Annotated in this window: 26 protein-coding genes; 17 read left to right on the forward strand and 9 right to left on the reverse strand. The window is 67.7% G+C overall.

Annotated features, from left to right (window positions below):
• Positions 1-24 precede the first annotated feature (24 nt).
• Positions 25-1398, forward strand: a complete 1374-nt coding sequence (gene egtB / locus ABNQ39_RS08575; protein WP_376956845.1) for an ergothioneine biosynthesis protein EgtB — start codon at positions 25-27, stop codon at positions 1396-1398.
• Here the strand turns inward: egtB and ABNQ39_RS08580 are convergent.
• On the reverse strand, positions 1322-2662 hold the full coding sequence (locus ABNQ39_RS08580; RefSeq protein ID WP_376956846.1) for a PAS domain-containing protein: 1341 nt from the start codon (positions 2660-2662) through the stop codon (positions 1322-1324). The two genes, egtB and ABNQ39_RS08580, sit on opposite strands and share 77 nt — an antisense overlap.
• A 70-nt stretch (positions 2663-2732) precedes the next feature.
• A complete protein-coding gene (locus tag ABNQ39_RS08585; protein WP_376956847.1) occupies positions 2733-2924 on the reverse strand; it encodes a hypothetical protein in 192 nt (63 codons plus the stop codon).
• A gap of 364 nt (positions 2925-3288) precedes the next feature.
• On the opposite strand from ABNQ39_RS08585, the gene ABNQ39_RS08590 reads away from it, so the two are divergent.
• The 9 genes from ABNQ39_RS08590 (at position 3289) to ABNQ39_RS08630 (ending at position 12231) form a co-directional block, all read left to right on the forward strand.
• Positions 3289-3738, forward strand: a complete 450-nt coding sequence (locus ABNQ39_RS08590) for a pilus assembly protein TadG-related protein (RefSeq protein WP_376956848.1) — start codon at positions 3289-3291, stop codon at positions 3736-3738.
• 123 nt (positions 3739-3861) lie between these two features.
• Positions 3862-4257: a CidA/LrgA family protein gene (locus ABNQ39_RS08595; protein WP_376956850.1), complete on the forward strand. Its 396-nt coding sequence runs from the start codon at positions 3862-3864 to the stop codon at positions 4255-4257.
• On the forward strand, positions 4254-4976 hold the full coding sequence (locus tag ABNQ39_RS08600; RefSeq protein ID WP_376956852.1) for an LrgB family protein: 723 nt from the start codon (positions 4254-4256) through the stop codon (positions 4974-4976). The genes ABNQ39_RS08595 and ABNQ39_RS08600 overlap by 4 nt, the downstream gene beginning before the upstream one ends.
• Before the next feature lie 424 nt (positions 4977-5400).
• Entirely contained in the window at positions 5401-7098 is a 1698-nt protein-coding gene (leuA, locus tag ABNQ39_RS08605; protein ID WP_376956854.1) for a 2-isopropylmalate synthase, read from the forward strand.
• Positions 7099-7225: 127 nt separating this feature from the next.
• On the forward strand, positions 7226-8212 hold the full coding sequence (rfaD, locus tag ABNQ39_RS08610) for an ADP-glyceromanno-heptose 6-epimerase (RefSeq protein WP_376956856.1): 987 nt from the start codon (positions 7226-7228) through the stop codon (positions 8210-8212).
• An 11-nt stretch (positions 8213-8223) separates the two neighbouring features.
• Complete coding sequence (gene lgt, locus ABNQ39_RS08615; protein WP_376956858.1) at positions 8224-9045, forward strand: prolipoprotein diacylglyceryl transferase; 822 nt, start codon at positions 8224-8226, stop codon at positions 9043-9045.
• Between the two features lie 4 nt (positions 9046-9049).
• On the forward strand, positions 9050-10183 hold the full coding sequence (locus tag ABNQ39_RS08620) for a class I SAM-dependent methyltransferase (RefSeq protein WP_376956860.1): 1134 nt from the start codon (positions 9050-9052) through the stop codon (positions 10181-10183).
• 142 nt (positions 10184-10325) lie between these two features.
• Positions 10326-11093, forward strand: coding sequence for a peptidoglycan editing factor PgeF (pgeF, locus tag ABNQ39_RS08625; RefSeq protein WP_098739298.1), 768 nt, complete (start codon positions 10326-10328; stop codon positions 11091-11093).
• A gap of 202 nt (positions 11094-11295) precedes the next feature.
• Entirely contained in the window at positions 11296-12231 is a 936-nt protein-coding gene (locus tag ABNQ39_RS08630) for a ribose-phosphate pyrophosphokinase (RefSeq protein WP_109047245.1), read from the forward strand.
• Between the two features lie 72 nt (positions 12232-12303).
• Here ABNQ39_RS08630 and ABNQ39_RS08635 read toward each other — a convergent pair whose 3' ends face one another.
• Positions 12304-12513 carry a helix-turn-helix domain-containing protein gene (locus ABNQ39_RS08635; protein WP_376956863.1) on the reverse strand — a complete coding sequence of 70 codons (210 nt, stop codon included), beginning with the start codon at positions 12511-12513 and terminating at the stop codon, positions 12304-12306.
• A gap of 93 nt (positions 12514-12606) precedes the next feature.
• On the opposite strand from ABNQ39_RS08635, the gene ABNQ39_RS08640 reads away from it, so the two are divergent.
• Together ABNQ39_RS08640 and ABNQ39_RS08645 are read left to right on the forward strand one after the other, a co-directional pair.
• Positions 12607-13275 carry an XRE family transcriptional regulator gene (locus tag ABNQ39_RS08640; protein WP_376956865.1) on the forward strand — a complete coding sequence of 223 codons (669 nt, stop codon included), beginning with the start codon at positions 12607-12609 and terminating at the stop codon, positions 13273-13275.
• Between the two features lie 120 nt (positions 13276-13395).
• On the forward strand, positions 13396-13683 hold the full coding sequence (locus ABNQ39_RS08645; protein ID WP_376956867.1) for a hypothetical protein: 288 nt from the start codon (positions 13396-13398) through the stop codon (positions 13681-13683).
• Between the two features lie 6 nt (positions 13684-13689).
• Here the strand turns inward: ABNQ39_RS08645 and ABNQ39_RS08650 are convergent, their stop codons facing one another.
• On the reverse strand, positions 13690-14079 hold the full coding sequence (locus tag ABNQ39_RS08650; protein WP_376956869.1) for a carboxymuconolactone decarboxylase family protein: 390 nt from the start codon (positions 14077-14079) through the stop codon (positions 13690-13692).
• Positions 14080-14369: 290 nt separating this feature from the next.
• Here ABNQ39_RS08650 and ABNQ39_RS08655 point away from each other — a divergent pair, with 290 nt between their 5' ends.
• Both ABNQ39_RS08655 and ABNQ39_RS08660 read left to right on the forward strand, forming a co-directional pair.
• On the forward strand, positions 14370-15164 hold the full coding sequence (locus tag ABNQ39_RS08655) for a TorD/DmsD family molecular chaperone (protein WP_376956871.1): 795 nt from the start codon (positions 14370-14372) through the stop codon (positions 15162-15164).
• Positions 15165-15332: 168 nt separating this feature from the next.
• Positions 15333-17510: a hybrid sensor histidine kinase/response regulator gene (locus ABNQ39_RS08660; protein WP_376956873.1), complete on the forward strand. Its 2178-nt coding sequence runs from the start codon at positions 15333-15335 to the stop codon at positions 17508-17510.
• On the opposite strand, the gene ABNQ39_RS08665 is transcribed toward ABNQ39_RS08660, so the two are convergent.
• Together ABNQ39_RS08665 and ABNQ39_RS08670 are read right to left on the reverse strand one after the other, a co-directional pair.
• Positions 17494-17745 carry a hypothetical protein gene (locus ABNQ39_RS08665; protein ID WP_376956875.1) on the reverse strand — a complete coding sequence of 84 codons (252 nt, stop codon included), beginning with the start codon at positions 17743-17745 and terminating at the stop codon, positions 17494-17496. The genes ABNQ39_RS08660 and ABNQ39_RS08665 overlap by 17 nt on opposite strands.
• A gap of 174 nt (positions 17746-17919) precedes the next feature.
• Positions 17920-18144: an SMc00767 family acetate metabolism repressor gene (locus tag ABNQ39_RS08670; protein ID WP_042443767.1), complete on the reverse strand. Its 225-nt coding sequence runs from the start codon at positions 18142-18144 to the stop codon at positions 17920-17922.
• A 206-nt stretch (positions 18145-18350) separates the two neighbouring features.
• On the opposite strand from ABNQ39_RS08670, the gene ABNQ39_RS08675 reads away from it, so the two are divergent.
• Positions 18351-18929 carry a hypothetical protein gene (locus ABNQ39_RS08675; RefSeq protein WP_376956877.1) on the forward strand — a complete coding sequence of 193 codons (579 nt, stop codon included), beginning with the start codon at positions 18351-18353 and terminating at the stop codon, positions 18927-18929.
• A gap of 4 nt (positions 18930-18933) precedes the next feature.
• On the opposite strand, the gene ABNQ39_RS08680 is transcribed toward ABNQ39_RS08675, so the two are convergent.
• From ABNQ39_RS08680 to ABNQ39_RS08690, 3 genes are read right to left on the reverse strand one after another with little or no spacing between them, the layout of a single operon-like run.
• The gene (locus tag ABNQ39_RS08680; protein WP_376956879.1) at positions 18934-19893 is read right to left on the reverse strand and encodes an ABC transporter ATP-binding protein; all 960 of its coding nucleotides are present in this window, start codon (positions 19891-19893) and stop codon (positions 18934-18936) included.
• A complete protein-coding gene (locus ABNQ39_RS08685) occupies positions 19890-20885 on the reverse strand; it encodes an HlyD family secretion protein (RefSeq protein WP_376956881.1) in 996 nt (331 codons plus the stop codon). The genes ABNQ39_RS08680 and ABNQ39_RS08685 overlap by 4 nt, the downstream gene beginning before the upstream one ends.
• Positions 20882-21619, reverse strand: coding sequence for a TetR/AcrR family transcriptional regulator (locus ABNQ39_RS08690; RefSeq protein WP_376956883.1), 738 nt, complete (start codon positions 21617-21619; stop codon positions 20882-20884). Before ABNQ39_RS08690 ends, ABNQ39_RS08685 begins: the two co-directional genes overlap by 4 nt.
• A gap of 350 nt (positions 21620-21969) precedes the next feature.
• On the opposite strand from ABNQ39_RS08690, the gene nifA reads away from it, so the two are divergent.
• Positions 21970-23871 carry a nif-specific transcriptional activator NifA gene (gene nifA / locus ABNQ39_RS08695; protein WP_376956885.1) on the forward strand — a complete coding sequence of 634 codons (1902 nt, stop codon included), beginning with the start codon at positions 21970-21972 and terminating at the stop codon, positions 23869-23871.
• 225 nt (positions 23872-24096) lie between these two features.
• Positions 24097-24993 carry an adenylate/guanylate cyclase domain-containing protein gene (locus tag ABNQ39_RS08700; RefSeq protein WP_376956887.1) on the forward strand — a complete coding sequence of 299 codons (897 nt, stop codon included), beginning with the start codon at positions 24097-24099 and terminating at the stop codon, positions 24991-24993.
• The last annotated feature ends 163 nt before the right edge of the window (positions 24994-25156 follow it).

Consider the following 25156-nt stretch of genomic DNA (forward strand, 5'->3'; position numbering starts at 1 on the left):
ATCCGGATTTCGGAGGGACCGCCCGTGCCCGACACACATCCCATCCTGAGCGCAGGTTCGACCGCCGCGCAATCCCTCACCGAACGCCGGCAGTCCCTCGCCACCCGCTTCCAGAAGGCGCGCGCCCGCACCGCCGAACTGGTCGCCACCCTGTCGCCGGAAGACCAGATGGTGCAGACCGTTCCGGACGGCGCGCCGGCGAAATGGCATCTCGCCCACACCAGCTGGCTGTTCGAGGTCGCAGTGCTGATTCCCTTCAGCCCCGGCTATCGGCCGGCAGACCCCGCCTTCCTCGATTTGTTCGCAGCCAACAACAATAGCGGCGTCGCGCCCACCCGCGTTCTGTCGCGCCCGACGGCGGCCGAGATCATGCGCCATCGCGACCAGATCAACGCCGCAGTGCTGCACCTGATCGACGGCATCGACGACGGGCTTTGGGACCCGGCCGAATCGGCGCTGATGATGGCCATCGCCCACGAGCGTCGCCATCAGGAACGCATGCTGCTGCACATCAAGCATGCCCTGTGGAGCAACCCGCTGCGTCCGGCCTACGAGCAGGCGCCCGACCATCCGCATCTGGGTGCCCCGTCCGATGGCTGGCTGAATCAGCCCGGCGGCCTCGTCGAGGTCGGCAGGCCGATGCCGTTGCCCGGATTCGATCATGAGAGCCCACGCCACCGCGTCTGGCTGGAGCCCTACCGCCTGGCCGCCCGCCCGGTGACCTGCGGCGACTATCTCGCCTTCATCGAGGCTGGCGGTTACGGCGACCGCTCCCTCTGGCTGTCCGACGGTTGGGAGATCGCAAAGGCCGAAGGCTGGAGCGCCCCGCTCTACTGGCAGCGCGGCGACTCCGAGTCGGGCAACCGCTGGCAGGTCTTCACCCTCTACGGCATGCAGCCACTCGATCCCGACGAGCCGGTCTGCCATGTCAGCTGGTACGAGGCCGATGCCTATGCCCGCTGGGCCGGCAAACGCCTGCCGCGGGAGGCGGAATGGGAAGCTGTCGCCGCCGGCTGCGACAGCATGGGCAACCTGTTGGGCACCGGCCATCGCCATCCGCGCGCCGGCACCTGCCACGGCACCGGACCCTGGCAGATGTGCGGCGACGTGTGGGAATGGACCGCCGACGCTTTCACGACATATCCCGGCTACCGTCGCCCCCACGCCGGGGACAAGGCGGCTCTGGACGAGGCGGTCAATGGCCGGCTCGCCAGCAACCGCATGGTGCTGCGTGGCGGCAGCTGCCTCACCCCCTTCGACCATGCCGGCCCGTGGACGCGCCATTACCTGCGTCCGGAGGCCCGGCTGTCGATGAGCGGGTTCAGGCTGGCGGAGGATGTGCCGGCGACAGCTGCGCGTCGCCGCCGGCGATCAACGCCCGCGCCTGCCCCTGGGTGACGACTCCGCGTTCCGTCAGGCGGGAGAGTAGCGCGACGGCAAGCTCGGCTTGGGCCCGCGCCTCGCCCTGGGGACCGGTGCTTGGGTGGCGGGGCAAGGCGAAGGCCTCCGCCAAACGGTCGGGCGATGCACCGGCCAGGGCGGGGTCCAGCGCTGCCGCCAGCGCACCGAGGTCGAGCGTCGGCGGCAACGCCGGTTCGGCGATGCCGGCCAGGGCAGCCGACCGCGCCAGCGCCGCAATCGCCGAGTCGATGCCAATCCCGACGGCGATGCAGTTGTGCAGCGCCTCCTGGATCGCCGACCACACCGCGGCAAAGGGGCGTTCGCCCGCCACCATGGCGGTGCCGATGCCGTGACGGGCCGCCGCCTCGGCCGGTACCGGTTCGATGGGATCGATCAGCAGGGCGAGCGACACGGTCGGAAAGATGCGCGACCCGACCAGCCGGACGGTGCCGACCGCGATCACCGGACCGCCGTCAGCCTCCACCCCCGCCGTCGCCACCCAAAGCGCAACGAACGGCAGGGCGGCCAACGGCTCCTCGTCGCCAAGCGGGGTGGCGGGCTGGGCCGGGCGCAGACTGAGCGTGCGCTTGCCGCTGAGGCCGGCGGCGTGGGCCATGCCGCGGGCGGGGAAGGACAGCATAACACCGGCGCTGAGCCCCAGATCGGCCACCCGCGCCGACAGCTCGCCGTCTTCCGTCCGGCGCAGCACGGCGGTGACGGGAGCACCGCCGCCGCGCGCCCGCTCCATGGCACGGGCCAGATCGTCGCGGAGCAGCGACTTGCCGATGTCGGCCCCCTCCTCCACCCCCAGCAGGCGGGATGCGGCAGGGTTCAACTGCTCCACCCGCCCCTGCTCGTCGAGAATCAGCAGGGGATCGTCGGACAGGGCCAGAGCCGCCCGCAAGGCCCGGTCGATGCGTCCGCCGCCCAGCAGTCCCTCCCCCAACCCGCGCTCGCTGCCGCGGGCCAGACTGACCGCCACTGCCAAGCGCGCCAGTTCGCCGGACATCGGCTCTAGATCGACCCGGTTGCGGGCGCCCGACAGCCTGTCGGACAGGCGGTCGAGGTCGCGGAAATGGCGCGACAGTCGCGAGAAGACGAACCACACCGACAAAAGTCCGAGCCCGCAGATCGCCAGACCGCGGGTGAAGGCGGTTCGGTCGTCCGCCGCCAGCTGTGTGATCTCCACGCCCAGAAACACCAGCGCGGCCGCCGTCACGGCCAGCCCCAGCATCACCACGCGCCAAACGCCGCCCTTCATCGGGCCGTCTCCCCATCATTGCGCCCGGAGTCTAGCGGGCAGAGGGGAAACGGAGAAGCCGCACGCGTGTTCAGCGCATCAGAACGATGGTCCAGGTGCCCTCCACCTCGGCCATCAGGCCGGCCAGCGCACCGCGCACCTCGCCCGACAGGCCGATCAGCAGAAGCGCCACCGCCGCAACAGCCAGCGCATTGTCGAGAAACGACCGGGTCGGCCAGCGTCCAGTGGAACGGTCACGGGCAGGAGACGGAAAGAACGGCATCGGCGGCTCCGGCCTGAAGGGAGTGGGACGTGGTCCAGCCTACCGACGGCGATGACGAACAAGCCCTTAACGCGGCGCCGGGGAGCACCGCTTGACTCACCTTTGACTCGGCACATCTGCGATTCACGGAGGTTTTTAAAGTCGAGACAGCGCTTCCCGCCCCTTGCGGACGGCTCTACCCTTTGCCGCCACATCCGCAAATTTGGGTTACCGCCTTTGCGTAAAATACATAACAACTTGCGCCGCGATTTTTGCTGTCCTTCACCTGCATTTCTTGGTTTGCCTGCTTGTCGGATGATGCTAAGAGTGATGCATCCAATCAAAACACTCCTTTCCGCATAGGCAATTGCTTGGGAGGCCGGCAATGACTTTGGTCTATCGTCCCCTGCCCTATGGCGGGCACGAAGACCGGCGGACGGGTCGTCACCTGCTTCTGGTGGTCGCCCTGATCCTTGCCATTCCGACCGCGTTGGGTGCCGGCTGCACCGTCGATGCTCTGCGCAGCTATGCGGTGGAAGCCCGGCTGTCGCAGGCGGTCGATGCCGCCGCGCTGGCCGGCGGGCGCGTGATGTTCGACTCGCAACGCGACGGACACATCCGCAGTTTCTTCGACAAGGCCTTCCCCAACGGCTTCCTCGGATCGAACCTGTCGCCCCTGACGATTGCCGAGGATGCCGCCGCCGGCACCCTGACGGTCAGCGCCCACGCCACCGTCAACGCCATCTTCCTGCGCCTGTTCGGCAAGAAAGAGGTGACGGTGGAAGCGCAGTCCATCGTCCGCCGCGGCCAGCACATCCGCAGCAAGCTGCAATAACTCCCCCACTTCCCGAACAGGCCTCATCGCCGATTCGCGACGCTCGCATTCGCGGAATGCAGCCCGGCGATTTCGCAACTGCGGTAGAAGGGACGCACAGCGCCCCTTCCATCGGAGTCCGCGATGCTCGGAACCCTGACGCTCCTGCTGCTCTGCCAACTGGCCGGCGAACTGGCTGCCCGCCTGTTGCACCTGCCGATCCCCGGTCCGGTGCTGGGCATGCTGCTGCTGTTCGCCGGATTGCTGCTGCGCGGCGGCGTGCCGGACACGGTGCAGGACACGGCGGGCGGACTTCTGCGCCACCTGTCGCTGCTGTTCGTGCCGGCCGGTGTCGGGGTGATGGTCCATGTCACCCGCCTGGAGACCGAGGCTCTGCCCATCGTCGCCGCCCTGTTCGGCAGCACCCTGTTCGGCATCGCAGTAACGGCAAAGCTGATGGCCTTCCTGTTAAGCCGCACCGATCCGCGGCTGGAGGAGGAACCGGCGGCAGGAGAGCAGGGCAAGGGAGACCGGCCATGAGCGCCGATCTTCACCAGATCTGGGTCTATCTGTCCGCCAGCCCACTGGCCGGGCTGACGCTGACGCTGGTCGCCTATCAGATCGGCCTGTGGGTCTTCGAAAAGCTGGGACGGCGCCCGGTGCTGAACCCGGTGCTGATCGCCGTCGTTCTGATCGCCGGCACGCTCAGCCTGTCGGGCATCGATTACGGCACCTATTTCGACGGTGCGCAGTTCGTCCATTTCCTGCTCGGCCCGGCCACGGTGGCGCTCGCCATCCCGCTCTACAACCAGTTCCAAGAGGTCCGCCGCTCGGCCCTAGCTTTGGTGGTCGCACTGCTGGTGGGGTCCGCCGCCTCGGCGCTGAGCGCCGTGGCGCTGGTGTGGGCGTTCGGCGGCAGCAAGGCGACCATCCTGTCGATGGCGCCGAAATCCGTCACCTCCCCCATCGCCATGGGCGTGTCGGAGCAGATCGGTGGCCTGCCGTCGCTGACCGCGGTGTTCGTCATCATCACCGGCATCGTCGCCGCCAGCCTCGGCACCTGGGTGCTGAACCTCGTGCGGGTGAAGGACTGGCGCGCCCGCGGCTTCGGCATGGGTGTGGCGGCGCACGGCATCGGCACCGCCCGCGCCTTGCAGGTCAATGAGGTGGCGGGCGCCTTCGCCGGGTTGGGCATGGGGTTGAACGGGCTGGCGACGGCGTTGCTGCTGCCGACATTGTACCATCTGATCTGGGGCTGACGCGTGAGGCTGGGAAGGATGGAAGGGGTGGCGATGGTTGGTGCATCCCGCAGTCCGTTTTTCGCCGATCCGGGCTTGACAGCCATGCCGCACCTGCGCACAGTGCGCCCCATGAACACCATCGACCTGCAGAACGCCCTTCTTCGACTTCTCGGCCCGGCGCTTTAAGCGTCCGGGTTTGTCGCGTTCGCACACCATTTCCATCGGTCGAAGTGTCTGTTCCATGAGCGATGTTTTCAAAGGCGCCGGTATCGGCGTCGCCCGGCCGGGGCCGGGACTGCGACTTACCGACGGTCGCTGAGCCACATCCGGCGGCTCCGCGGCCGTACCCCTCGCCGGTCCCTCCGCCTTTCAAAATCCGATCCGCCGCTCCCGCCCGCACAGACTGCCGGGCCCGGGGCCGCCACTGGAGCCGAACGACGCCATGAGCACCGCGACCCAAACCAACATCCCGGCCCTGCCGAAGTCCCCGTCCAAGTACGCTCCGTTCCCCCAGGTGAAGCTGACCGACCGCCAGTGGCCGTCGCGCACCCTGGACAAGGCGCCGATCTGGTGCTCGGTCGACCTGCGCGACGGCAACCAGGCGCTGATCGAGCCGATGGGGCCGGACCGCAAGCGCGCCATGTTCGACCTGCTGCTGCGCATGGGCTTCAAGGAGATCGAGGTCGGCTTCCCCGCCGCGTCGCAGACCGATTTCGACTTCTGCCGCGAGATCATCGACGGCAACAAGATCCCCGACGGCGTTACCATCCAGGTGCTGACCCAGGCGCGCGAGGAGCTGATCCGCCGCACCTTCGAGGGCATCAAGGGGGCCAAGCGCGCCATCGTGCACCTGTACAACTCGACCTCGGAGTTGCAGCGCCGCGTCGTGTTCGGGTTGGACCGCCAGGGCATCGTCGACATCGCCGTCCAGGGTGCCAAGCTGATCAAGCAGCTGGCCGACGAGACCCCGGAAACCGAGATCGTCCTGCAATACTCGCCGGAGAGCTTCACCGGCACCGAACTGGATTTCGCCGTCGAGATCTGCGAAGCGGTGATGGAGGTCTGGCAGCCGACGCCCGAGCGCAGGATCATCCTGAACCTGCCCTCGACCGTCGAGATGTCGATGCCGAACGTCCATGCCGACCAGATCGAGTGGTTCTGCAAGACGATGAAGAACCGCGAATCGGCGATCATCTCCCTGCACCCGCACAATGACCGCGGCACCGGCGTCGCCGCGGCCGAGCTGGGGCTGCTGGCCGGCGCCGACCGCGTCGAAGGCACCCTGTTCGGCAATGGCGAGCGCACCGGCAACGTCGACGTCGTCACGCTGGCGCTGAACATGTTCACCCAGGGCGTCGATCCGGAACTGAACATCGACGACATCAACGAGATCGTCCGCGTTTCCGAATACTGCACGCAGCTGCCGGTCCATCCGCGCCATCCCTATGCCGGAGAGCTGGTGTTCACCGCCTTCTCCGGCTCGCACCAGGACGCCATCAACAAGGGGCTGAAGGCGCTGACCAAGTCCAACACCGGCAAGTGGGAGGTCCCGTACCTGCCCATCGACCCGCAGGATCTGGGCCGCAGCTATGAGGCGGTGATCCGCATCAACAGCCAGTCCGGCAAGGGCGGCATCGCCTATGTGCTGGAGAAGGACTACGGCCTGCAGATCCCGCGCCGCCTGCAGATCGAGTTCTCCAAGGTCGTGCAGCGCGTCGCCGACGAGACCGGCAAGGAACTGTCGCCCGCCGACATCCACGCCGCCTTCCAGGCCGAGTATCTGGACGTCGACAGCCCGCTGGAGCTGGTCGAGCATTCGACCGAGCCGCGCGGCCCGAACTCCGGTGCCCGCGCCATGAGCGTGGTGATGCGCCGCAACGGCGAGATCATCACCACCAAGGGCAAGGGCAACGGCCCCATCGACGCCTTCCTGGACGCCCTGCGCCAGGGTTGCGGCACCGACCTGCACGTCGTCGATTACCGCGAGCACGCCATCGGCTCCGGCGAGGACGCCCAGGCCTGCGCCTATGTCGAAGTCAAGACCGGCGAGACGACCCTGTTCGGCGTGGGCATCGACGCCGACATCGTGACCGCCTCGCTGCGGGCCCTGGTCAGCGCCGCCAACCGCGCGACGCGCTAAGGGGTCTCGCTTGCGGCCCTCTTCCTCCGGCTCTCGCGAGCGGCAGGAAGAGGGCCATTAACTTGCCCCCACCGCCCCAGCCGCCTATAAGTCCCCACGAAACGCTAGAGCAACAGCGGACAGCGCTATGATCGTGGTCACCGGCGGGGCCGGCTTCATCGGGTCCAACCTTGTCGCGGCTCTGGCTGCGCGCGGCATCACCGACGTGGCGGTGATCGACCGCTTCCGCGAAGGTGAGAAATGGCAGAACCTCGCCAAGCGCGAGGTCGCGGCCCTGGTGCCGCCCGAGCAGACGCTGGCCTTTCTCGACCAGCACGCTGCCGAAATCGACACCGTCTTTCATCTCGGCGCCATCTCCGCCACCACCGAGCGGGACGTCGACAAGATCGTCGCCAACAACGTCGCGCTGACGCTGGACCTGTGGCGCTGGTGTTCCTGGCGCGGCTGCCGGCTGATCTACGCCTCCTCCGCCGCGACCTATGGCGACGGCTCCGCCGGTTTCGACGATGACGGCTCCTGCGACGGGCTGGCGCGGCTGCGGCCGCTGAACGCCTATGGCTGGTCCAAGCATCTGGTCGACCGCCGCATCGCCCGCGCCGTCGCCGGCGGCGACCTCGTGCCGCCGCAATGGGCCGGGCTGAAATTCTTCAACGTCTACGGCCCGAACGAAGCCCACAAGGGCGACATGATGAGCGTGATCGCCAAGCTGCATCCCCAGCTGACGGCCAGCCAGCCGGCACGCCTGTTCAAGTCGCACAAGGACGGCTTCGAGGATGGCGGCCAGCTGCGCGATTTCATCCACGTCGACGATTGCGTCGCGGTGATGCTGTGGCTCTACGACCATCCCGACATCAGCGGCCTGTTCAACGTCGGCACCGGCAAGGCCCGCAGCTTCAAGGATCTGGCGCTGGCGACCTTTGCCGCGCTGGGGCTGCCCCCCCGGATTGAGTACTTCGAGATGCCCGAGCATCTGCGCGGCAAATACCAATATTTCACGCAGGCGACGACGGATCGCCTGCGCGCCGCCGGGTTCGACCAGCCCTTCACCGAGCTGGAAGAGGGTGTCCGGCGCTATGTGCAGGATTTCCTGTCGCAGCCCGACCCGTATCGCTGACCGGAGTTCCCATGCTCGCCACCCTGCCTGTCGTGGCCTTCCCCACCATCGACCCGGTCGCCTTTTCCGTCGGCCCGGTCGTCGTCCGCTGGTATGCGCTGGCCTATCTGGCCGGCTTCGTGCTGGGCTGGCGCTATTGCCTGGGGCTGGCGCGGCTCGATCCCGACCGCCGGCCGAACCCCGAGGAGTTCGACGACTTCCTGACCTGGGCGGTGATCGGCACCATCCTGGGCGGGCGGCTCGGCTATGTGCTGTTCTACAACCTGCCCTATTATCTGGAAAACCCGCTGGACGCCGTTCAGGTCTGGCATGGCGGCATGTCCTTCCACGGCGGCATGGTCGGCGTGCTGACCGCGATTGCGCTGTTCTGCTGGCGGCGCGGCATCTCGCCCTTCGTCTTCGGCGACATCATCGCCGCCTGTGCGCCCATCGGGCTGTTCTTCGGCCGCATCGCCAACTTCATCAATGGCGAGCTGTATGGCCGGCCGGCCCCCGATTTCGCCTATGCCATGGTCTTCCCGCGCGACCCGTTGCAGGTGCCGCGCCATCCCAGCCAGCTTTACGAGGCGGCCCTGGAGGGCGTGGTTCTGTTCATCCTGCTGGCGATCGCCATCCGCAGCCCGGCGCTGCGCAACCGGCCCGGCACCATCGGCGGGCTGTTCCTGATCGGCTACGGCCTGTCGCGCATCACGGTCGAGTTCTTCCGCGAACCCGACCCGCAGCTGGGCTTTCTGTTCGCCGGCGCCACGATGGGACAGCTGCTGTCGCTGCCGATGCTGGCAATCGGCCTGTGGCTGGTCCTGCGCGGCCGGCGTCACGCCATTCCGGCCTGACGCCATGGCGGACGAGAGCGCCGGTCCGGAAACGCTGGCCCGCCTGCTGGCCCGCCGCATCGTGATGGACGGCCCGATCAGCGTCGGCGCCTTCATGGCGGAGGCGCTGGGCCATCCGCGCTTCGGCTATTACATGCGCCGCGACCCGTTTGGCACGGCCGGCGATTTCACCACCGCGCCGGAAATCAGCCAGATGTTCGGCGAGCTGGTCGGGCTCTGGTGCGTCGACAGCTGGGCAAGGCTGGGCGGTCCCGGCCCCTTCCATCTGGTGGAACTGGGTCCCGGCCGCGGCACGCTGATGGCCGACGTGCTGCGGGCGGCTGCGGTGCTGCCGCTGTTCCGCGACAACGCCATCGTCCATCTGGTGGAGACCAGCCCATCCCTGCGGGAGCGGCAGCGCCAGACGCTGCACCCCATCCTGGGCGACGCGGTCCACTGGCATGACCGGTTGGAGGATGTGCCGGATGGCCCGACCATCCTGATCGCCAACGAGTTCTTCGACGCCCTGCCGATCCGTCAGGTGCAGAAGACCAACTATGGCTGGTTCGAGCGGCTGGTCGATGTCGAGCCCGCCAGCACCGAGGACGATCCGCGCTTCCGCTTCGTGCTGGAGGCCTTCGGCAGCTCTGGGAACCGGCTGGTACCGGATGCTTTGCGCGATGGGCCCGACGGCAGCGTGGTCGAGGTTTCTCCCGCCTCGCAGGCCGTGGCGCGGCTGATCGGCACCCGGCTGGCCACGGCCCCCGGTGCGGCGCTGGTGATCGACTACGGCTATGCCCACGGCCCGGCGGTCGGCGATACGCTGCAAGCGATGCGGCGCCATGCCTACGCCCCGGTGCTGGAAGCGCCGGGCGAGGCCGACCTGACGGCCCATGTCGATTTCGCCGCAATCGCCGCCGCGGCGCGGGAGGGCGGCGCCCAATCCTTCGGCGTGGTCGAACAGGGGGAATGGCTGACCCGGCTGGGCATCCGCCAGCGCGCATCCGCCCTGGCGGCGAAGGCCAGCCCGGCTCAGGCGCAGGACATCCGCGGCGCGCTGGACCGCTTGATCGATCCCACGCAAATGGGCAGGCTGTTCAAACTGGTCGCGTTCGCCACGCCCGGAGCCTTCGCCGACTCTCCCCCGGCCGGCTTCTGACCGGCGGACACGGAAACCGGGTCAGAGACACCGCACCATAACCGCCAGAAACACAATCCGGGCGGACCGTGCATCGCGTCCCCTGCCCTGTCGGGCGTAATTGCCGGGCATGGGGGCCACAGAACAGGGAAGGACGGCGTTCGTGATCACACTCGGCGCGCTGAATGACATCACCCACATTCGACACGCTTTTTTCACCCGCACCGGCGGGGTGTCCACCGGGCTCTACGCCTCGCTGAACTGCGGGCTGGGATCCAACGACTCCGCCGCGGCCGTGCATGAGAACCGTGCCCGCGCCGCCGCGCGCATGGAGGTGACGCCCGCCAACCTCATCACCTGCTATCAGGTCCACAGCCCGACCTGCGTGGTGGTGGAAGAGCCCTGGACTCCGGAAACTGCCCCGAAGGCGGACGCCATGGCGACCCGGCAGTCGGGGATCGCGCTGGGCATCCTGACCGCCGACTGCGCCCCCGTCCTGTTCGCCGACAGCAAGGCGCGGGTGATCGGCGCCGCCCATGCCGGCTGGAAGGGCGCCAAGGGCGGCGTCATCGAGGCGACCGTCGCCCGCATGGTCGAGCTGGGCGCCAAGCCGAATCGGATCGTCGCCTGCATCGGTCCCTGCATCGCCCAGCGCTCCTACGAGGTGGGGCCGGAATTCCCGACCCCGTTCGAGGAGGAGGACGCCCGCAACCGCGATTACTTCGCCCCGGCACGCAAGCCCGGCCATTTCCTGTTCGATCTGGCGGCCTACGTCACCCGCCGGCTGGGCGACTCCGGCGTCACGGTGATCCAGCGCTGCCCCAACGACACGGTGGCCGAGGAGGACCGCTTCTTCAGCTATCGCCGCTCCTGCCTTCGGGGAGAGGCGGATTACGGCCGCGGCCTTTCGGCCATCGTCCTGCAGAATTGAAACGGCGCGAACGGGTGGGCGGAACGGCCATGGTCATGCCGCCCGCGCAGGGCGGCATTCCCCAATGGGGAAAGACACGACCGTCATGGAACGTTTACATGGGGCCGACCCTTTGTTATGGTCCGCCCCGTTTTCAAGGGGCGCCGGCGCGCAAGCGGCGAACGTGCCTTGAGCCGTTTCCCTGCAAAGAGAGCCGACCCCGATGAAGGTGCTTGCCGGCAACAGCAACCGTCCGCTGGCCGAGGCGATCTCCACCTGTCTCGGCGTGCCGCTGACCAAAGCCAGCGTCCGCCGTTTCTCCGACATGGAGGTTTTCGTCGAGATCCTGGAGAACGTGCGCGGCGAGGACGTGTTCGTCGTCCAGTCGACCTCGTTCCCGGCCAACGACAACCTGATGGAACTGCTGGTGACGATCGATGCGCTTCGGCGCGGGTCGGCCCGGCGCATCACGGCGGTCATTCCCTACTACGGCTACGCCCGCCAGGATCGCAAGACCGGCCCGCGCACGCCGATCTCGGCCAAGCTGGTCGCCAACCTGATCACCCAGGCCGGCGCCAACCGCGTGCTGACGATGGACCTGCACGCAGGCCAGATCCAGGGCTTCTTCGACATCCCCACCGACAACCTGATGGCCGCCCCGGTCTTCGAGAAGGACATCCGCCAGTCCTTCGAGAACATCGGCGAGGTCACCATCGTGTCGCCGGACGTCGGTGGCGTGGTGCGCGCCCGCGCGCTGGCCAAGCGCCTGGACGCCGATCTGGCGATCATCGACAAGCGGCGTGAGCGCGCCGGCGTGTCGGAGGTGATGAACATCATCGGCGATGCCGACGGCCGCCGCTGCATCCTGATCGACGACATCGTCGACTCGGGCGGCACGCTGTGCAACGCCGCCGTCGCCCTGATGGAAGCCGGTGCCAAGTCGGTCCACGCCTTCTGCACCCACGGCGTCCTGTCCGGCGGTGCCGTCGCCCGCGTCGCCGTGTCGCCGCTGGAGCAGCTGGTCACCACCGACAGCATCCAGGCGACCGAGGCGGTGCGCGTGTCGCGCAACATCCGCCAGCTGACCATCGCCCCCCTGCTCGCCGAGGCCATCATGCGCATCAGCGAGGAGCGGTCGGTGTCGAGCCTGTTCTCGTAAGAACGGCAAAGCTACAGGAAAGGCCCTTTCCCACCGGGAGAGGGCCTTTTTTTGCTGCGTGCGTTCCGCTTATCACCCCGGCCCCTGCCCGTTACCCAGCCCATGGAAGTCGTTCGCCGTGACCTGCCCGCCGGTGGCTGCGGCGATTCGGGCCATCACGGCAGGACGGGGAACGCGTCGGCCATGGCGGTAACGGTTGACCGTTGCCTGGCTCGTCCCGATCAGGGCGGCAAAGGCCTCTTCCTTGGTTGCGGTCCGGTTGAGCCAATCGTCGAGAGTCATACCGCAATGGTTTAGACCAAGCAGGCTTCTACGCGCAACTGGATTTATTCCGTTGCGATGGACTTTCCGAAGCCGTTTTGGTATGAACGGCTCATGACCACAATGCGCGAACTGCGGCAGGCCGCCGGGCTGAGTCAGGAAAAGCTGGCCGAGATGGCCGGCACCTCCCAGCCACAGATCAACAAGCTGGAAACCGGCCAGCGCAAGTTGACCGTCGATTGGGCGGTCAAGCTGGCCGGGCCGTTGGGCGTCGAGCCGGCGGTCCTGCTCGGTCTCGACGGGCCGACTGCCGCGACGGCCCAGACGGCTTCCCTGCGCCCGGCCCGTCCGTCGCTTCCACCGCTCCTCCGTACAGCACCGCTTCCGCAGGTGCAGGCTGCCGCCTCGATGCCGGTGCGGGCGGCGGCGCGCGGCGGCGTGGATCAGGAAATGTTTCTGGAAGACGGCCCCATCGACTGGATCGCCCGGCCCGATTACCTGAAGAACGCCCGCGATCCCTACGCCATGTATGTGGTCGGCGACTCGATGATGCCGCGTTTCCGCCCGGCGCAACTTCTGCACGTCAACCCGCACAAGCCGCCGGCGGCAGGGTCCGGGGTGGTGGTGGTCAAATGCAACAAGGCGGTGCTGGTGAAGGAGTTCGTACGGCGAGGCCCCGACATGGTGATCCTGCGCGAATACCGGCCGGCCGACCGCGAGTTTCCCGTTCCGCTGGAAGAGATCGACACCCTGCACACCGTGGTCGGCTTGCAGGAGCCCTGAGCGGCATACCGCAACGGTATCGGCTTTTTCTGGCTCATATAGTCCAAATTGGACTATTCCTTCTTTCGGCGAAGCGACGGACCTTTCCGGCGCACCACAGTCGATCGAGGAGACAAGGCCATGCCCCAGCTCTATCCGCGCTTCCATCCCGGCCCGTCGGGCGGGCGGCTCGACAGCTTCAGCGAGCGCGGCGCCAACGAACTGGCCCGCCGCATCCGCACCGCCTGGGCCAACATCGGCTGGGACGTGGAGGTGCGGGTGGAGCGCATCGCCAGCGAGGAGTTGGGCGACGGCCGCAGCACCGCCCACTTCACCGTTCGCAGCGACCTGATCAACGGACTGCCCCAGCGTCGCCTGTCCCAGCGCCGACCGGACGAGGCGGCACGGGCGCTGCCGCGCGCCGCCTGATGCGGCTCACTTCAGCCGCTCGTCCAACTCGACCTGATAGCCGACGGCAAGGCGGTTGGTCTCGTTCGCCATGCCCACCACCGCAATCAGTTCGCCGAACTGCGCGTCGGTCATGCCCAGACGCCGCGCCGCCGCCTCGTGCGAGCGGATGCAATATTGGCAGTTGTTGGTGACGCTGACCGCGACGAAGATCATCTCCTTCACCAGCGGGTCGAGCGCACCGGGCGCCATCACCTCCTTCAGGCTCTCCCAGGTCCGTGCCAGGGTCGGCGGATGGTGGGCGACCGCCTTCCAGAAATTGTTCACGTCGGGGACGTTGCGCGTCGCCTTGATGTCGTCATAGACGGCGCGGACCTCCGGGGTGGCATCGGCCTGTTCGATCGGGGGAAGCGGCATGGCGATGGGAGCTCCTGCGGGGGACGGTGACTTGCGATAAGGCAGGACATCGTGTCGCAAGGCAACAGCCAGCCCACGTCTTTCCCCCGTCCATCGGCCAAGTTGACCAATGCTTGTCCCGCTGGTAGTAGAGACTTGCAACAGATCGCGCAAACGTTCGGACGAACAATCCGCCCGGAAGCCGCGACGCTGGAAGAAATCCATAAGACACGAAATCCATTCGTGCAGCGTTCCCATGCGGCCCGGCCCCGGCACATGTCCGATCCGGCCCGAATGCCGGGAGGAACAGCGTGGACAGCACGGTTCTAGAGGCCGCCTTGCCACCCCATCGTCAGGACGGCCATCATAAGGATGGTGCCGGCATCGCAAGTGCCCCCGTTCCCAACACCCTCGATCTGGCCGCCTCATCCCGGGGCCTGCGTCTTCTCGTCCGCCTGCATGCCGAAGAACCGACCGCCGCCCTGCTGGAGACCTTGCGGCGCGACCCGGTCCGCCGCGGCCCGCTGGCGCTCGACCGCGACGACTCCCAGCAGGCCGCCGCCCTGGTGGACGAGGTGGTGAGCGACCTGCCGGACCGGATCACCCGCCGCAGCCTCGCCCCGCTGGTCGCCGATTTCGCCGACATCCACATCAACGGCGGGCTGCGGGCCTGTCCGACCGAAGGTCCGTGGCTGGAGGAGAGGTTGCGGGGCGATGCCGCCGCCTCCCTGCTGCGCTGGCGCACCGGCCTGGAGGCGGAACTGCGCCTGCCGCCGCTGGACCGGCTGGCGCACGACCATATCGCGGCGGAACTGGTCGTCCTCGCCGCGCTGCTCGACCGCGGGCGCACGCTCGACGCCGTCCGCTTCCTCGACCGCCACCCACTGCGCTGGATGCCGGATTTCTGCAGCCGCGTCGCAACCCGTTGCCGCGAACCTTTCTTCGCCGGTATCGCCATCCTCACCAATGCCCATCTCGACGATCTGCGGGACCGGCTAGGCGATCTGTGCAGGCTGCCCCGCCCGGCCGATGACGGTTCCGATGTCCGCCGCCGCCGACGCTGGACGGAAGGGCGCTTTCCCCGCGCCTGCACCTGCGATCCGTAAACGGCCGAACTGCGATCCGCCATCGCCGCCCTGCCTTAAAGTCAGAGTTGCCCATTCTTCGATGCTTCGGCCATGGTGACCGGAACGGGGTCGACCAGCGGTCTACCCAGTGGCCTGTCCTGTGCCGCCGATGGCCGGCATCGTTTCTTTTCTCGGCAATGGTTGGTGATGCCCGTTCACAACCTCGACAGTCGGACCGACCGCAGGGGGGCCCTGCGCCTTCTGCGCCTGCTGCTGGCTGTGTCGGTCGCGCTGCCGCTCGTGCTGTTCGCCGGCATCGGCTGGCGCGAACGGTGGGAGGCCCAGGACGAGGCTGAGCGGAACAGCAGCAAGAACGCCCTGATCCTGCACGAACATGTGCTGAAGGTGTTCGACACCATGTCCCAGGTGCTGGACCGGGTGGACGAGCACATCCATGGGCGCAGCTGGCGCGAGATCGCCGAGTCGGAGCCGCTGCACCGCTATCTCAAAACGCTGGAAGGCGAGCTTGAGCAGATTGGCGCCATCGGCCTGACCGATCCCGACGGGTTCGTGCGCAACTCCAGCCTCGTCTTCCCCGCACGCAACAGTTACATCGGCGACCGCGCGGATTTCCGGGAACAGCGGGAACAGGACTCCGGCCTGCTCATCGCCGGCCCGGTCATCGACCCCACCAGCGGCAAGCCCAGCTTCGGCATCAGCCGGCGCCGCAGCAGTCCCGGCGGTCCCGACGGCAGCTTCGACGGGATGATCGCCGCCATCGTCGATCCGGACTATTTCGCCAGCTTCTACCGGCGGATCATCGGCACCGAAGGGGAATCCATCGCGCTGATCCGCGACGACGGCGCGATGCTGATGCGCTTTCCGACCCTGGACCCGACGCGGCCGAACGCGACGCTGCCGACCCTGCCGGCCGACCGCGGCCTGCGCGCCGAAATCCGCCGCCAGCCGGACGAGGGAATTTTCCGCACCGGCAACAGCATATTGCAGGGTCTGGAGCGCGTGTTCGCCTACAAGCGGGTCGGCGCCTTCCCGATCTACGTCGTCTATGGGTTGGACGGGACGCAGGTCACCCGGTCCTGGTGGCGGAACATGGCGCTCGACGCCGCCTTCGTGGCTCCGGCAACGCTGGCGCTGGCGCTCCTCGCCTGGCTCGCCTACAGCCGCGCCGCCTCCGAAAGCGCCGCGGTCCGGCGCTGGGCGGAGGAGGTGCGCAACCGCGAAAGGCTGGAAGAAGCGCTGCGCCAGAGCCAGAAGATGGAGGCACTGGGCCAGTTGACCGGCGGGGTGGCGCATGACTTCAACAATCTGCTGACCGCGGCGCTCGCCAACCTGCATCTGCTGGCCCGCCATCTGCCGGCCGACGGCCAGCGCTTCCTGGCCGGGGCGCGGACCGCGCTGGAGCGGGCGGAGAAGCTGACCCGGCAACTGCTGTCCTTCTCGCGCCAGGATGCCGTCAACCCGACGGTGGTCGATCTGGGCGACAGCCTCCGCCGGATGGCCGACCTGCTGGAACGCTCCATCCGGGCGGACATCGTGCTGGAGTGGGACATCGCCCCGGTACCGATGGCGGTCGCCATCGATCAGGTGCAGTTGGAAATGGCGGTGCTGAACTTGGTGCTGAACGCCCGCGATGCCATGCCCGGCGGCGGCCGAATCCGCATCGCCGCTGCGCCCGGTCCAGAGCCGCGCACCGCCCGCATCGAGGTCTCCGACTCCGGAGCCGGCATGCCGCCCGACGTGATGGCCCGCGCCTTCGATCCCTTCTTCACCACCAAGGGGGTCGGCAAGGGAACGGGGCTCGGCCTGTCGATGGTCTATGGATTCGCCCGCCAGTCCGGCGGCAACGCCACCATCGACAGCCGGCCCGGCGAGGGCACGCATGTGTGCATCGACCTGCCGCTGACCGACGCCCAGCCGGAGGAACCGGCCCCTGTCCCGGCGGCCCCGGTCGCGGACATCCGCCCGCTGCGCATCCTGGTGGTGGAGGACAATCCGCTGGTTCTGATGGCGACGGTGGAAGGACTGGCCCAGGAAGGCTTCTCGGTCGAGACCGCGGAAGACGGCGTCACGGCGCTGGCCCTTCTGGAGACCGACCGCGACTTCGATCTTGTGGTGTCGGACGTCGTGATGCCGGGCGGCGTTTCCGGGATCGACCTTGCCCGCCACATCCGTGAGCATTGGCCGCAGCTGCGGGTCCTGCTGGCCTCCGGCTACAGCCCCGAATCGCTGGCGACCATGGGCGCCGACACCGCATCGGTGCTGGCGAAGCCCTTCACCCCCGACCAGCTGACGGCGCGTATCCGGTCGCTGACCCGGACCGGACCGGATGGCGGTGCCGCGGACGGGATCAGGTCAGCGCGCTGACAAACATCGGCGTCCACAGCGCCATGCACCACACCAGGCCAAGGCACAGGCCGCGGGTCAGATCGTCGAAGGTCGGCTGTTCCAGGCGGTTCAGCTTCCACATCGCGTTGACTTCGCCCGGCGTCAGCGGCCGGTCGCCCGACTCGGTGTCGGAAGCGAAATCGGATTGGACCGTACGGCGATCGGTCTGCTCACGGCTCGCGGCTGCGCGCCGTTCGGGGTCGCGTGACAGCATGGCTGGGGCCTCGCATCGATAGCGGAATGCCCAACAAGTTTGTGCCCGCCGCCGCCGGCGACCAGCCTTCCTTCCGTCCACGCCGGAATTTTGTCGACATACGAAAAAAGGCCGCCATCCGCTGGACGGATGCGGCCTTTTCGCCAAGCGTCCGGCCGGATCGGCCGGACGGGATCACTTGCCGGGACGGATCACCGGGGTGAGCTGGTCGCCCCAGTTGCCGGTCTCGTTGTGGTAGCGGGCGGTGCGCATCAGCTCGACCGTCACACCGGCCTCGACCGCCTTGACGACGGCGTCGTTCAGGCGGTGCAGGTTGTTGGCGACGATACGAATGGCGCTTTCCTGCTCCGGCGTCAGTTCCGACCGGTCATCCGGCGGCGCGTCCTTGAAACCCGACATGCGTTGTTCCTTCCCCTGGATTGGGACCGCCCCGGCGGGACCGGCTGCGGTCCAGAACTTGGTCATGATCTTGACCGGCCTTTCCGGCCGGTTTCCATCATGTACCACATTGTGTGCGCCGCGACAAAGAGCACGACGCGCCAAGCGCTTGCGACCATTGGCCTCTTGCAACCGGCAAACCGACGCCAGGGCGGCGGTGCAATCCCATGGCGGCCGACGCCCTGACGTTGCGGCTTAATCGGCCGGTCGAAGGTCCCGTCCATGCCGGGCGCTCCGCCAAAGGTTGTTTTCTTACAAACAAAAGAAATAATGCTTCAGCGTTGCAACAAACTCTTGGGTTAACTCAATGGTTGACGATCCTCGATTGCGATGCACAGATATCACCACGATCCAATTTTTCCGCTACGGAGATCATCTTGAAGAATGTTGCTGCCAAGGCCCTGCTCGTTGCGTCCTCGCTGTTTCTGATGCATGGCGCGGCGCTCGCCGGCCAGCAGGACTTCACGATCGTCAACAAGACCGGCTACCCGCTGAAGCACATCTACGTTTCGGAAAACAACAACAACAGCTGGGACGAGGACATCCTCGGCCGCGATGTGCTTGACGACGGCGAGTACTTCGAGGTTGCCTTTGCCAAGGCCGAGAAGACCTGCAAGTGGGACATGAAGGTCGTCTATGACGACGGCGAATCGGCGGTGTGGCAGGGACTGAACCTTTGCCAGCTCTCCAAGCTGACGCTGAAGTGGAACAAGAACACCGGCGTCACCTCGGCCCAGACCGAGTAATCCGTCACCGGAAATTGTCGGTGCTGCGGTTCATCAGATGGATGAAGACGTCTTCCAGCGTCGGTTCCGTCGCGGTGATCCGCAGCTCCGGCTGCCCCATCCAGGGGGCGAGCGCCCGGTCCAGGGCGGAGGCGTCGGTTCCGCTGACATGCAGGCGGCTGCCGAAGACCGCAACCATCTCCACTCCCGGCTGCCCCTCCAGCACCGCGGCGATGCGGTGCAGGCCATTGCCCGCGACCAGACGGGTGTGCAGGCCCGACCCGGCAATCACCTGATCGACCGTTCCGTGCGTCATCAGCGTGCCGTAGGCGATGTAGGCGATGCGGTGGCAGCGTTCCGCCTCGTCCATGTAATGGGTGCTGACCAGAACCGTCAGACCCTCGCCGGCCAGCCGGTGAATCTCATCCCAGAATTCGCGCCGCGCCTTGGGATCGACGCCCGCCGTCGGTTCGTCGAGCAGCAGCAGCTTCGGCTCGTGCAGGATGCAGGCGGCCAGCGCTAGGCGCTGCTTCCAGCCGCCGGACAACTCCCCCGCCAACTGCGTGCGGCGGTTGGACAGACCCAGCCGGTCCAGCGCCTCCACCACCCGCCGCCGCCGGTTGGGCAGACCATACATGCGGGCGACGAAGTCCAGATTCTCGGCGATGCTCAGATCTTCCCAGAAGCTGAACTTCTGGGTCATGTAGCCGACCTGCCGCTTGATCGCCGCGCTGTGCCGCCGGATGTCGAGGCCAAGGCAGGTGCCCTCCCCCGCATCGGGGGTCAACAGGCCGCACAAAAGCCGGATCGTCGTGGTCTTGCCCGACCCGTTGGGGCCGAGAAAGCCGTAGATCTCGCCGGTTTCCACCCGGATCGACACATCGTCGACCACGGTCTTGCTGCCGAAGCGCTTGACCAGACCGCGCACGTCGATGGCCGGGCCGTCATTGGCCGCAGAGCTGTCCGCCGGGCTTTCCGCCGTCATTGCCCCGCCCCCGCCGGCCGGACATCCGCCAACCAGACATCGACCGGCAGTCCCGGGTTCAGCGGGCGGCCCGATGCCGTCTCCATCCGGGCCTCGACCCGAAAGACCAGCTTCTCCCGGCTGCCGACGCTGTAGATCACCGGCGGGGTATATTCCGCCTGCGAGGCAATCCGTGTCACCCGTGCGGACAGGCCGGGTGGGCAGCCGTCGCAGCGCACCGACAGGGCTCCCCCCGGCACCACCCCCGCCAAGGCGGTTTCCGGGACGAACAGCACCAGCTTCACCCGCTCCGGCGGCAGGAGCGACACCACCGGGGAGCCGGCCGGCACCCACTCGCCGGGATTGTACAGCGTGTCCTCGACCAGGGCCGCCGCCGGGGCGACGGGAGCCAGATCGGCCAGCCGCCGCTCCGCCTGGGCAAGCGCCGCCTCCGCCTGGGTCACCGCCTCGTCGGCAGCGCGCAACTGTTCGGGCCGGGCCGGCAAGGCGGCGACCGCCACTTGGGCATCCGCCTCCGCCAGTTGGCCACGGTCGCGGTCGAAGGCGGCGCGCGCCTGATCGAGCTTGTCCGGGGACGACACCTTGCGGGCAACCAGTTCCTGCTGGCGGGCCAGTTCGGCGGTGGAATAGCGCAGTGCCGCCTCCGCCCGCGCCTTCTGCGCGGTCAGCACCGCCACCTCCTGCGCCCGCTTGCCGGTGGCGAGGTCGGCGCGCTGTGCTCGCGCCTGGGCCAGCGCCGCCGCCAGCCGGTCGCGCTCGGCCATGGCGGTGGCACGGTCGATGGCGAAGAGCGGCGCTCCTGCCGCCACCTGTGCCCCGCGGGCGACCGACAGGCTTTCCAGCATGCCGGCGCTGGGGGCGGCGATGCGCAGATACTCCCCCTCGACATAGCCATGGGCGAGCGGCGGCGCCCCGCCGGCCGCGATGGGCAGCCCCACCGCCAGGGCGATGGCCGCCAGCCCGTCCAGGAGACTTCCGAGAAACCCGCTCATGGCGCATCCTCCCCCGCCCCTGTCCGCCCTGTCTGCGGATCCGCATCACGCAGCAGCACACGGCGCAGGTTGTCGATGTGGACCTCCACCAGCGCCGCCACGTCCATGGGCGGTTCGCCATCGACCCCGTCGAAGGAGGTTCGCCACACCGCGCTCATCAGCAGCGGTGCGACGATCAGACGCACGCTGGGATCGAGCTCCATCGGACGGAACTCTCCGCTCTCCATGCCCCGCCGCAACAGGCCCCCGAGCACACCGAAACCGCGGCGGATCACCTCGCGGTGGTAGAAGGCGGCAAGTTCGGGGAAATTGCCGGCCTCGGCGATCACCAGACGCGGGATCACCGCCATGCGCGTCGTGGCGATCAGCCGCGCCACCATGCGCAGCAGCCGCTCCAGCACTGGAAAGCACGGCCCGCCGGCCGAGGCGACCAGCGCTTCGGCCTGTTGCAGGTTCGGCAGGATGGCGGCGCGGATCACCGCCTTGAACAGCTCTTCCTTGCTGGGAAAGTAGAGATAGAGCGTACCCTTGCTGATCCCGGCGCGGGCCGCCACCTCCTCCAGCCGCGCGGCGGCGAAACCGCGGTCGGCGAAGACCTCCATCGCGGCGGCGACGATCTCCTGCGGCCGGGCGTCCTTGCGGCGGCGCCAGCGCGGCGGTTCGCCGGACGCAGCCGGATCGGAGGCGAGGGCGGGACGAGCTTCGGGCGGAGGACCGGATTTGCGGGAGGGCATGTGCGCCTCTCTTTATAACTGACCAGTCAGTTATTAACATGATCCGGCCGTTCCACCAATGGCTAAGGTCATTGTGCGCCGCAATAGAATCTATGCAAAAGGTCTTGCCTTTCCGCGAGCAGTCACGGACACTTTCCACCGGCTGGCAGCGTACGAACGGAGTCGCGGCCATGCCCGGCCTGGAAGATGGGCTCCAAAACAGGACATGAACGGCATGGCCGGACCAACGGCCGCCGCGGTTTTCGGGGGGTACGGATCAAGGCGCTGACGCCGGGACCCGACGGCTTGCGATGTCTGGACTCTCCCGTCCGGCATTGGCCCGGGTCCCCAGCCGAGCGAGGGGATCGAACATGCCGAGTGCTGCCCAGTCCGCGTCATCCTCCAGCCTGGAGCTGCTGACGATCTACGAGGTCAGCAAGATCCTCGGGTCGTCGCTGGATCTGGAACAGACCCTGCGCGAGGTGCTGCGGGCGCTGTCCTATCAGCTGCAGATGCATCGCGGCCGTGTCTATCTTCAGGGTGAGGACGGGGCCCTGCGCCTCGTCGCCGCGCAGGGCCTGCCCAAGGACTCGCCGGCGCAGGAGATCGACTACAACCAGGGCGAAGGCATCAGCGGCCGCATCCTGAAGACCGGCATGCCCGCCGTCGTGCCCAACCTCGCCGAGGAGCCGCTGTTCAACAACCGCTCCGGCGGGCGTGACGATCTGGACGAGCAGGTGGCCTCGCTGGTCGGCGTGCCGATCAAGGCGGCCGGCGCCGTCATCGGCGTGCTGACCATCGACCGCATCTCCGACGACGGCCCCAGCGGTCATTTCGGCTCCGATGTCCGTTTCCTGACCATGGTCGCCAACCTGATCGGCCAGACCGTGCGCCTGCACCGCACGGTGGCGGAAGAGCGGCGCTTCATGATGCGCGAGACCTTCCGCGTCCAGAAGGAGCTTCGGCCGGTCGTGGCGCCGGTCAACGACGTGGTCTGCACCAGCCCCAACATGGTCGACGTGCTGGCCCAGGTGCACCGGGTGGCGCCCTTCAAGTCGACTGTGCTGATCCGCGGCGAGAGCGGCACCGGCAAGGAGCTGATCGCGCGCGCCATCCACAATCTGTCGCCGCGCAAGGATGCCCCCTTCATCCGCGTCAACTGCGCAGCATTGCCCGAATCGCTGCTGGAATCGGAGCTGTTCGGCCACGAGAAGGGATCCTTCACCGGGGCGCAGAAGGACCACAAGGGCCGGTTCGAGCTGGCCTCCGGCGGCACGCTGTTCCTGGACGAGATCGGCGACATCTCCTCCAACTTCCAGGCCAAGCTGCTGCGCGTGTTGCAGGAGCAGGAGTTCGAGCGGGTTGGTGGATCGAAGACGATCAAGACCGATGTGCGGCTGATCTGTGCCACCAACCTGAACCTCGAGGAGGCTGTCGGCCACGGCAAGTTCCGCGCCGATCTGTATTTCCGCATCAACGTGGTGACCATCCACCTGCCGCCGCTGCGCGAACGGCGCGGCGACATCGCCATGCTGGCCAAGCATTTCATCGGCAAGTTCGGCCGCGACAACGGCCTCAATCTGGACATCGCTCCGGACGCGCTGGAGGTGCTGAACCGCTGCACGTGGCCCGGCAACGTGCGCGAACTGGAAAACTGCATCGAGCGCGCGGCGACCCAGTGCCGCAACGGCACCATCCGCGTCCCCGACCTGTCCTGCAGCATGAATCTCTGCAACTCGTCGGTTCTGTTCCAGTACCGCACCATGGGCGCCGCCGTCGGCGGGCTGGCCCCGTCGATGAGCGGAACGCCGACCAACCCGTCGGTCGCGCCTTCCCGCCCGCAGACGCCTGCCTTGCCGCAAGGGATGCCGCCAGCGATGCCGGCCCCTGCCAACGGGGCGGCGCATGGAGCAGCCAACGGAGCGCCCAACGGAGCACAGTGGCCGGCCTGCGCATCGGGCTGCGGGGCCGGACCGATGCCGGTCTGCGGCGCCTCGAAGCCGCTGCCGCCCTCGGCCATCGTCCCCCTGCCCACCCCCCAGCCGGCGGCGTCGGCCCCGGCCGTCCCCTCCGCCCCGGCCCCGCAACCGGCCTCGGCCGGGCCCGACCTCCCGCTGGACGAACCGGAGTCGGGCCCGCTGCGCGACCGCCTGATCTGGGCGATGGAACGGACCGGCTGGGTCCAGGCCAAGGCCGCCCGCCTGCTGGGCATGACGACGCGTCAGGTGAGCTACGCGCTGCGCAAGTACAACATCGAGATCAAGCGGTTCTAGAGTCTGTCTGATGCTTATTGAAGCATCAGACAGACTCTAAGCTTTTGGTTTTCCGTGTGATTCACGCCTCAAGCGATTCCGCTTGAACCGATCACACTCTAAGCCCGGAAGCCGGGGAACCGGACATCTTCCGCCGGCCACCCCCGTCGCGCACCCTGCGGTTTCGTGTTACCCTGCCGGGCCTTCGATTCGATGGCATGCACCCCGGTCGAACGGATTTCCGTCTTGCCTTCGCTTGAGAAGCCCCTCGCCCTGCTGTTCGTCGACATCGCCGACAGCACGATGCTGTACGAGCGCGTCGGCAACGTCAACGCGGCGGCGCTGACGCAGCGGGTGCTGGCCCATCTGCGCCGATTGGTGGATGAGAATCGCGGCGGCGTCATCAAGAGCCTCGGCGACGGTCTGCTCGCCGCCTTCACGCTCCGCGACGACAGCGCCCGCACCGCCTGCGCAATGATCGGCATCGAGGAGCAGTACGGGCTGCGGCTGCGCATCGGCATCCATTTCGGTTCGGTGATCGAAGGGGTCGGCGACCTCTATGGCGACGCCTGCAACGTCGCGGCACGGGTGCAACAGATCGCCCGGCCGGGCGAGATCCTGGCGACCCGGGCTCTGGTGGAGGGCTTATCCCCCGACCTGCGCGGCCGGACCAAGCCGCTGAGCAACGTCGCGATGAAGGGCAAGACCACCCCGATCCCCGTCCACCAAATCCGCACCGGCGACGATGCCGAGGACGCCATCGACAGCACCACGCTCGGCTTCTCGCTGGTGTCGGAGGTCGGCCGCAGAATGGTGACGCTGCACCTCGCCTATCGCGGGCAGGACATCACGCTGAGCCAGGCCCTGCCCCGCGTCACCATCGGGCGGGAGGACAGCAGCGGCCTGCGCATCGCCTCGCGCCAAACCTCGCGCCAGCATGCGGTGGTCGACTTCACCCGCGACAGCTTCCTGCTGACCGATCATTCCACCAACGGTACCTTCATCCGCAGCGGCGGGTCGCCGCCGCTGGTGCTGCGCCGCGACGCGACCAAGCTGGTCGGCAGCGGCCTGATCGGCTTCGGAGCGGAGGCGCGCGACGAAGGGCAGGACCATGTCGTCGCCTTCCGCGCCGAACTGGCCTGACCGGTTTGTCGGCACCCCGACAAAGCCCTCCGCCCGCCCCGCCATTGTCGCAATGACGACAGCGTCCGCACCCCCGACAAATCCGGTCAAGCCTTTGTAATTCCTTCGTTTCTTCTTTTGGCCCCGAACTTGCTTTTCATTCTTCCGTCCAACGGTGTCGTCC

Source organism: Azospirillum sp. A26 (genome assembly GCF_042604635.1).
Taxonomy (GTDB): Bacteria; Pseudomonadota; Alphaproteobacteria; order Azospirillales; family Azospirillaceae; genus Azospirillum; species Azospirillum palustre.

Bases quoted from the DNA above. Each gene is read 5' to 3' on its own strand.
- rfaD (WP_376956856.1), top strand. From the start codon at position 7,226: ATGATCGTGGTCACCGGCGGGGCCGGCTTCATCGGGTCCAACCTTGTC.
- leuA (WP_376956854.1), top strand. From the start codon at position 5,401: ATGAGCACCGCGACCCAAACCAACATCCCGGCCCTGCCGAAGTCCCCG.
- ABNQ39_RS08640 (WP_376956865.1), top strand. From the start codon at position 12,607: ATGACCACAATGCGCGAACTGCGGCAGGCCGCCGGGCTGAGTCAGGAA.
- ABNQ39_RS08660 (WP_376956873.1), top strand. From the start codon at position 15,333: ATGCCCGTTCACAACCTCGACAGTCGGACCGACCGCAGGGGGGCCCTG.
- ABNQ39_RS08650 (WP_376956869.1), bottom strand. From the start codon at position 14,079: ATGCCGCTTCCCCCGATCGAACAGGCCGATGCCACCCCGGAGGTCCGC.
- ABNQ39_RS08645 (WP_376956867.1), top strand. From the start codon at position 13,396: ATGCCCCAGCTCTATCCGCGCTTCCATCCCGGCCCGTCGGGCGGGCGG.
- ABNQ39_RS08580 (WP_376956846.1), bottom strand. From the start codon at position 2,662: ATGAAGGGCGGCGTTTGGCGCGTGGTGATGCTGGGGCTGGCCGTGACG.
- ABNQ39_RS08690 (WP_376956883.1), bottom strand. From the start codon at position 21,619: ATGCCCTCCCGCAAATCCGGTCCTCCGCCCGAAGCTCGTCCCGCCCTC.
- ABNQ39_RS08600 (WP_376956852.1), top strand. From the start codon at position 4,254: ATGAGCGCCGATCTTCACCAGATCTGGGTCTATCTGTCCGCCAGCCCA.
- nifA (WP_376956885.1), top strand. From the start codon at position 21,970: ATGCCGAGTGCTGCCCAGTCCGCGTCATCCTCCAGCCTGGAGCTGCTG.
- ABNQ39_RS08635 (WP_376956863.1), bottom strand. From the start codon at position 12,513: ATGACTCTCGACGATTGGCTCAACCGGACCGCAACCAAGGAAGAGGCC.
- ABNQ39_RS08620 (WP_376956860.1), top strand. From the start codon at position 9,050: ATGGCGGACGAGAGCGCCGGTCCGGAAACGCTGGCCCGCCTGCTGGCC.
- lgt (WP_376956858.1), top strand. From the start codon at position 8,224: ATGCTCGCCACCCTGCCTGTCGTGGCCTTCCCCACCATCGACCCGGTC.
- ABNQ39_RS08585 (WP_376956847.1), bottom strand. From the start codon at position 2,924: ATGCCGTTCTTTCCGTCTCCTGCCCGTGACCGTTCCACTGGACGCTGG.
- ABNQ39_RS08595 (WP_376956850.1), top strand. From the start codon at position 3,862: ATGCTCGGAACCCTGACGCTCCTGCTGCTCTGCCAACTGGCCGGCGAA.
- ABNQ39_RS08685 (WP_376956881.1), bottom strand. From the start codon at position 20,885: ATGAGCGGGTTTCTCGGAAGTCTCCTGGACGGGCTGGCGGCCATCGCC.
- ABNQ39_RS08675 (WP_376956877.1), top strand. From the start codon at position 18,351: ATGGCGGCCGACGCCCTGACGTTGCGGCTTAATCGGCCGGTCGAAGGT.
- ABNQ39_RS08630 (WP_109047245.1), top strand. From the start codon at position 11,296: ATGAAGGTGCTTGCCGGCAACAGCAACCGTCCGCTGGCCGAGGCGATC.
- ABNQ39_RS08680 (WP_376956879.1), bottom strand. From the start codon at position 19,893: ATGACGGCGGAAAGCCCGGCGGACAGCTCTGCGGCCAATGACGGCCCG.
- ABNQ39_RS08665 (WP_376956875.1), bottom strand. From the start codon at position 17,745: ATGCTGTCACGCGACCCCGAACGGCGCGCAGCCGCGAGCCGTGAGCAG.
- ABNQ39_RS08590 (WP_376956848.1), top strand. From the start codon at position 3,289: ATGACTTTGGTCTATCGTCCCCTGCCCTATGGCGGGCACGAAGACCGG.
- ABNQ39_RS08670 (WP_042443767.1), bottom strand. From the start codon at position 18,144: ATGTCGGGTTTCAAGGACGCGCCGCCGGATGACCGGTCGGAACTGACG.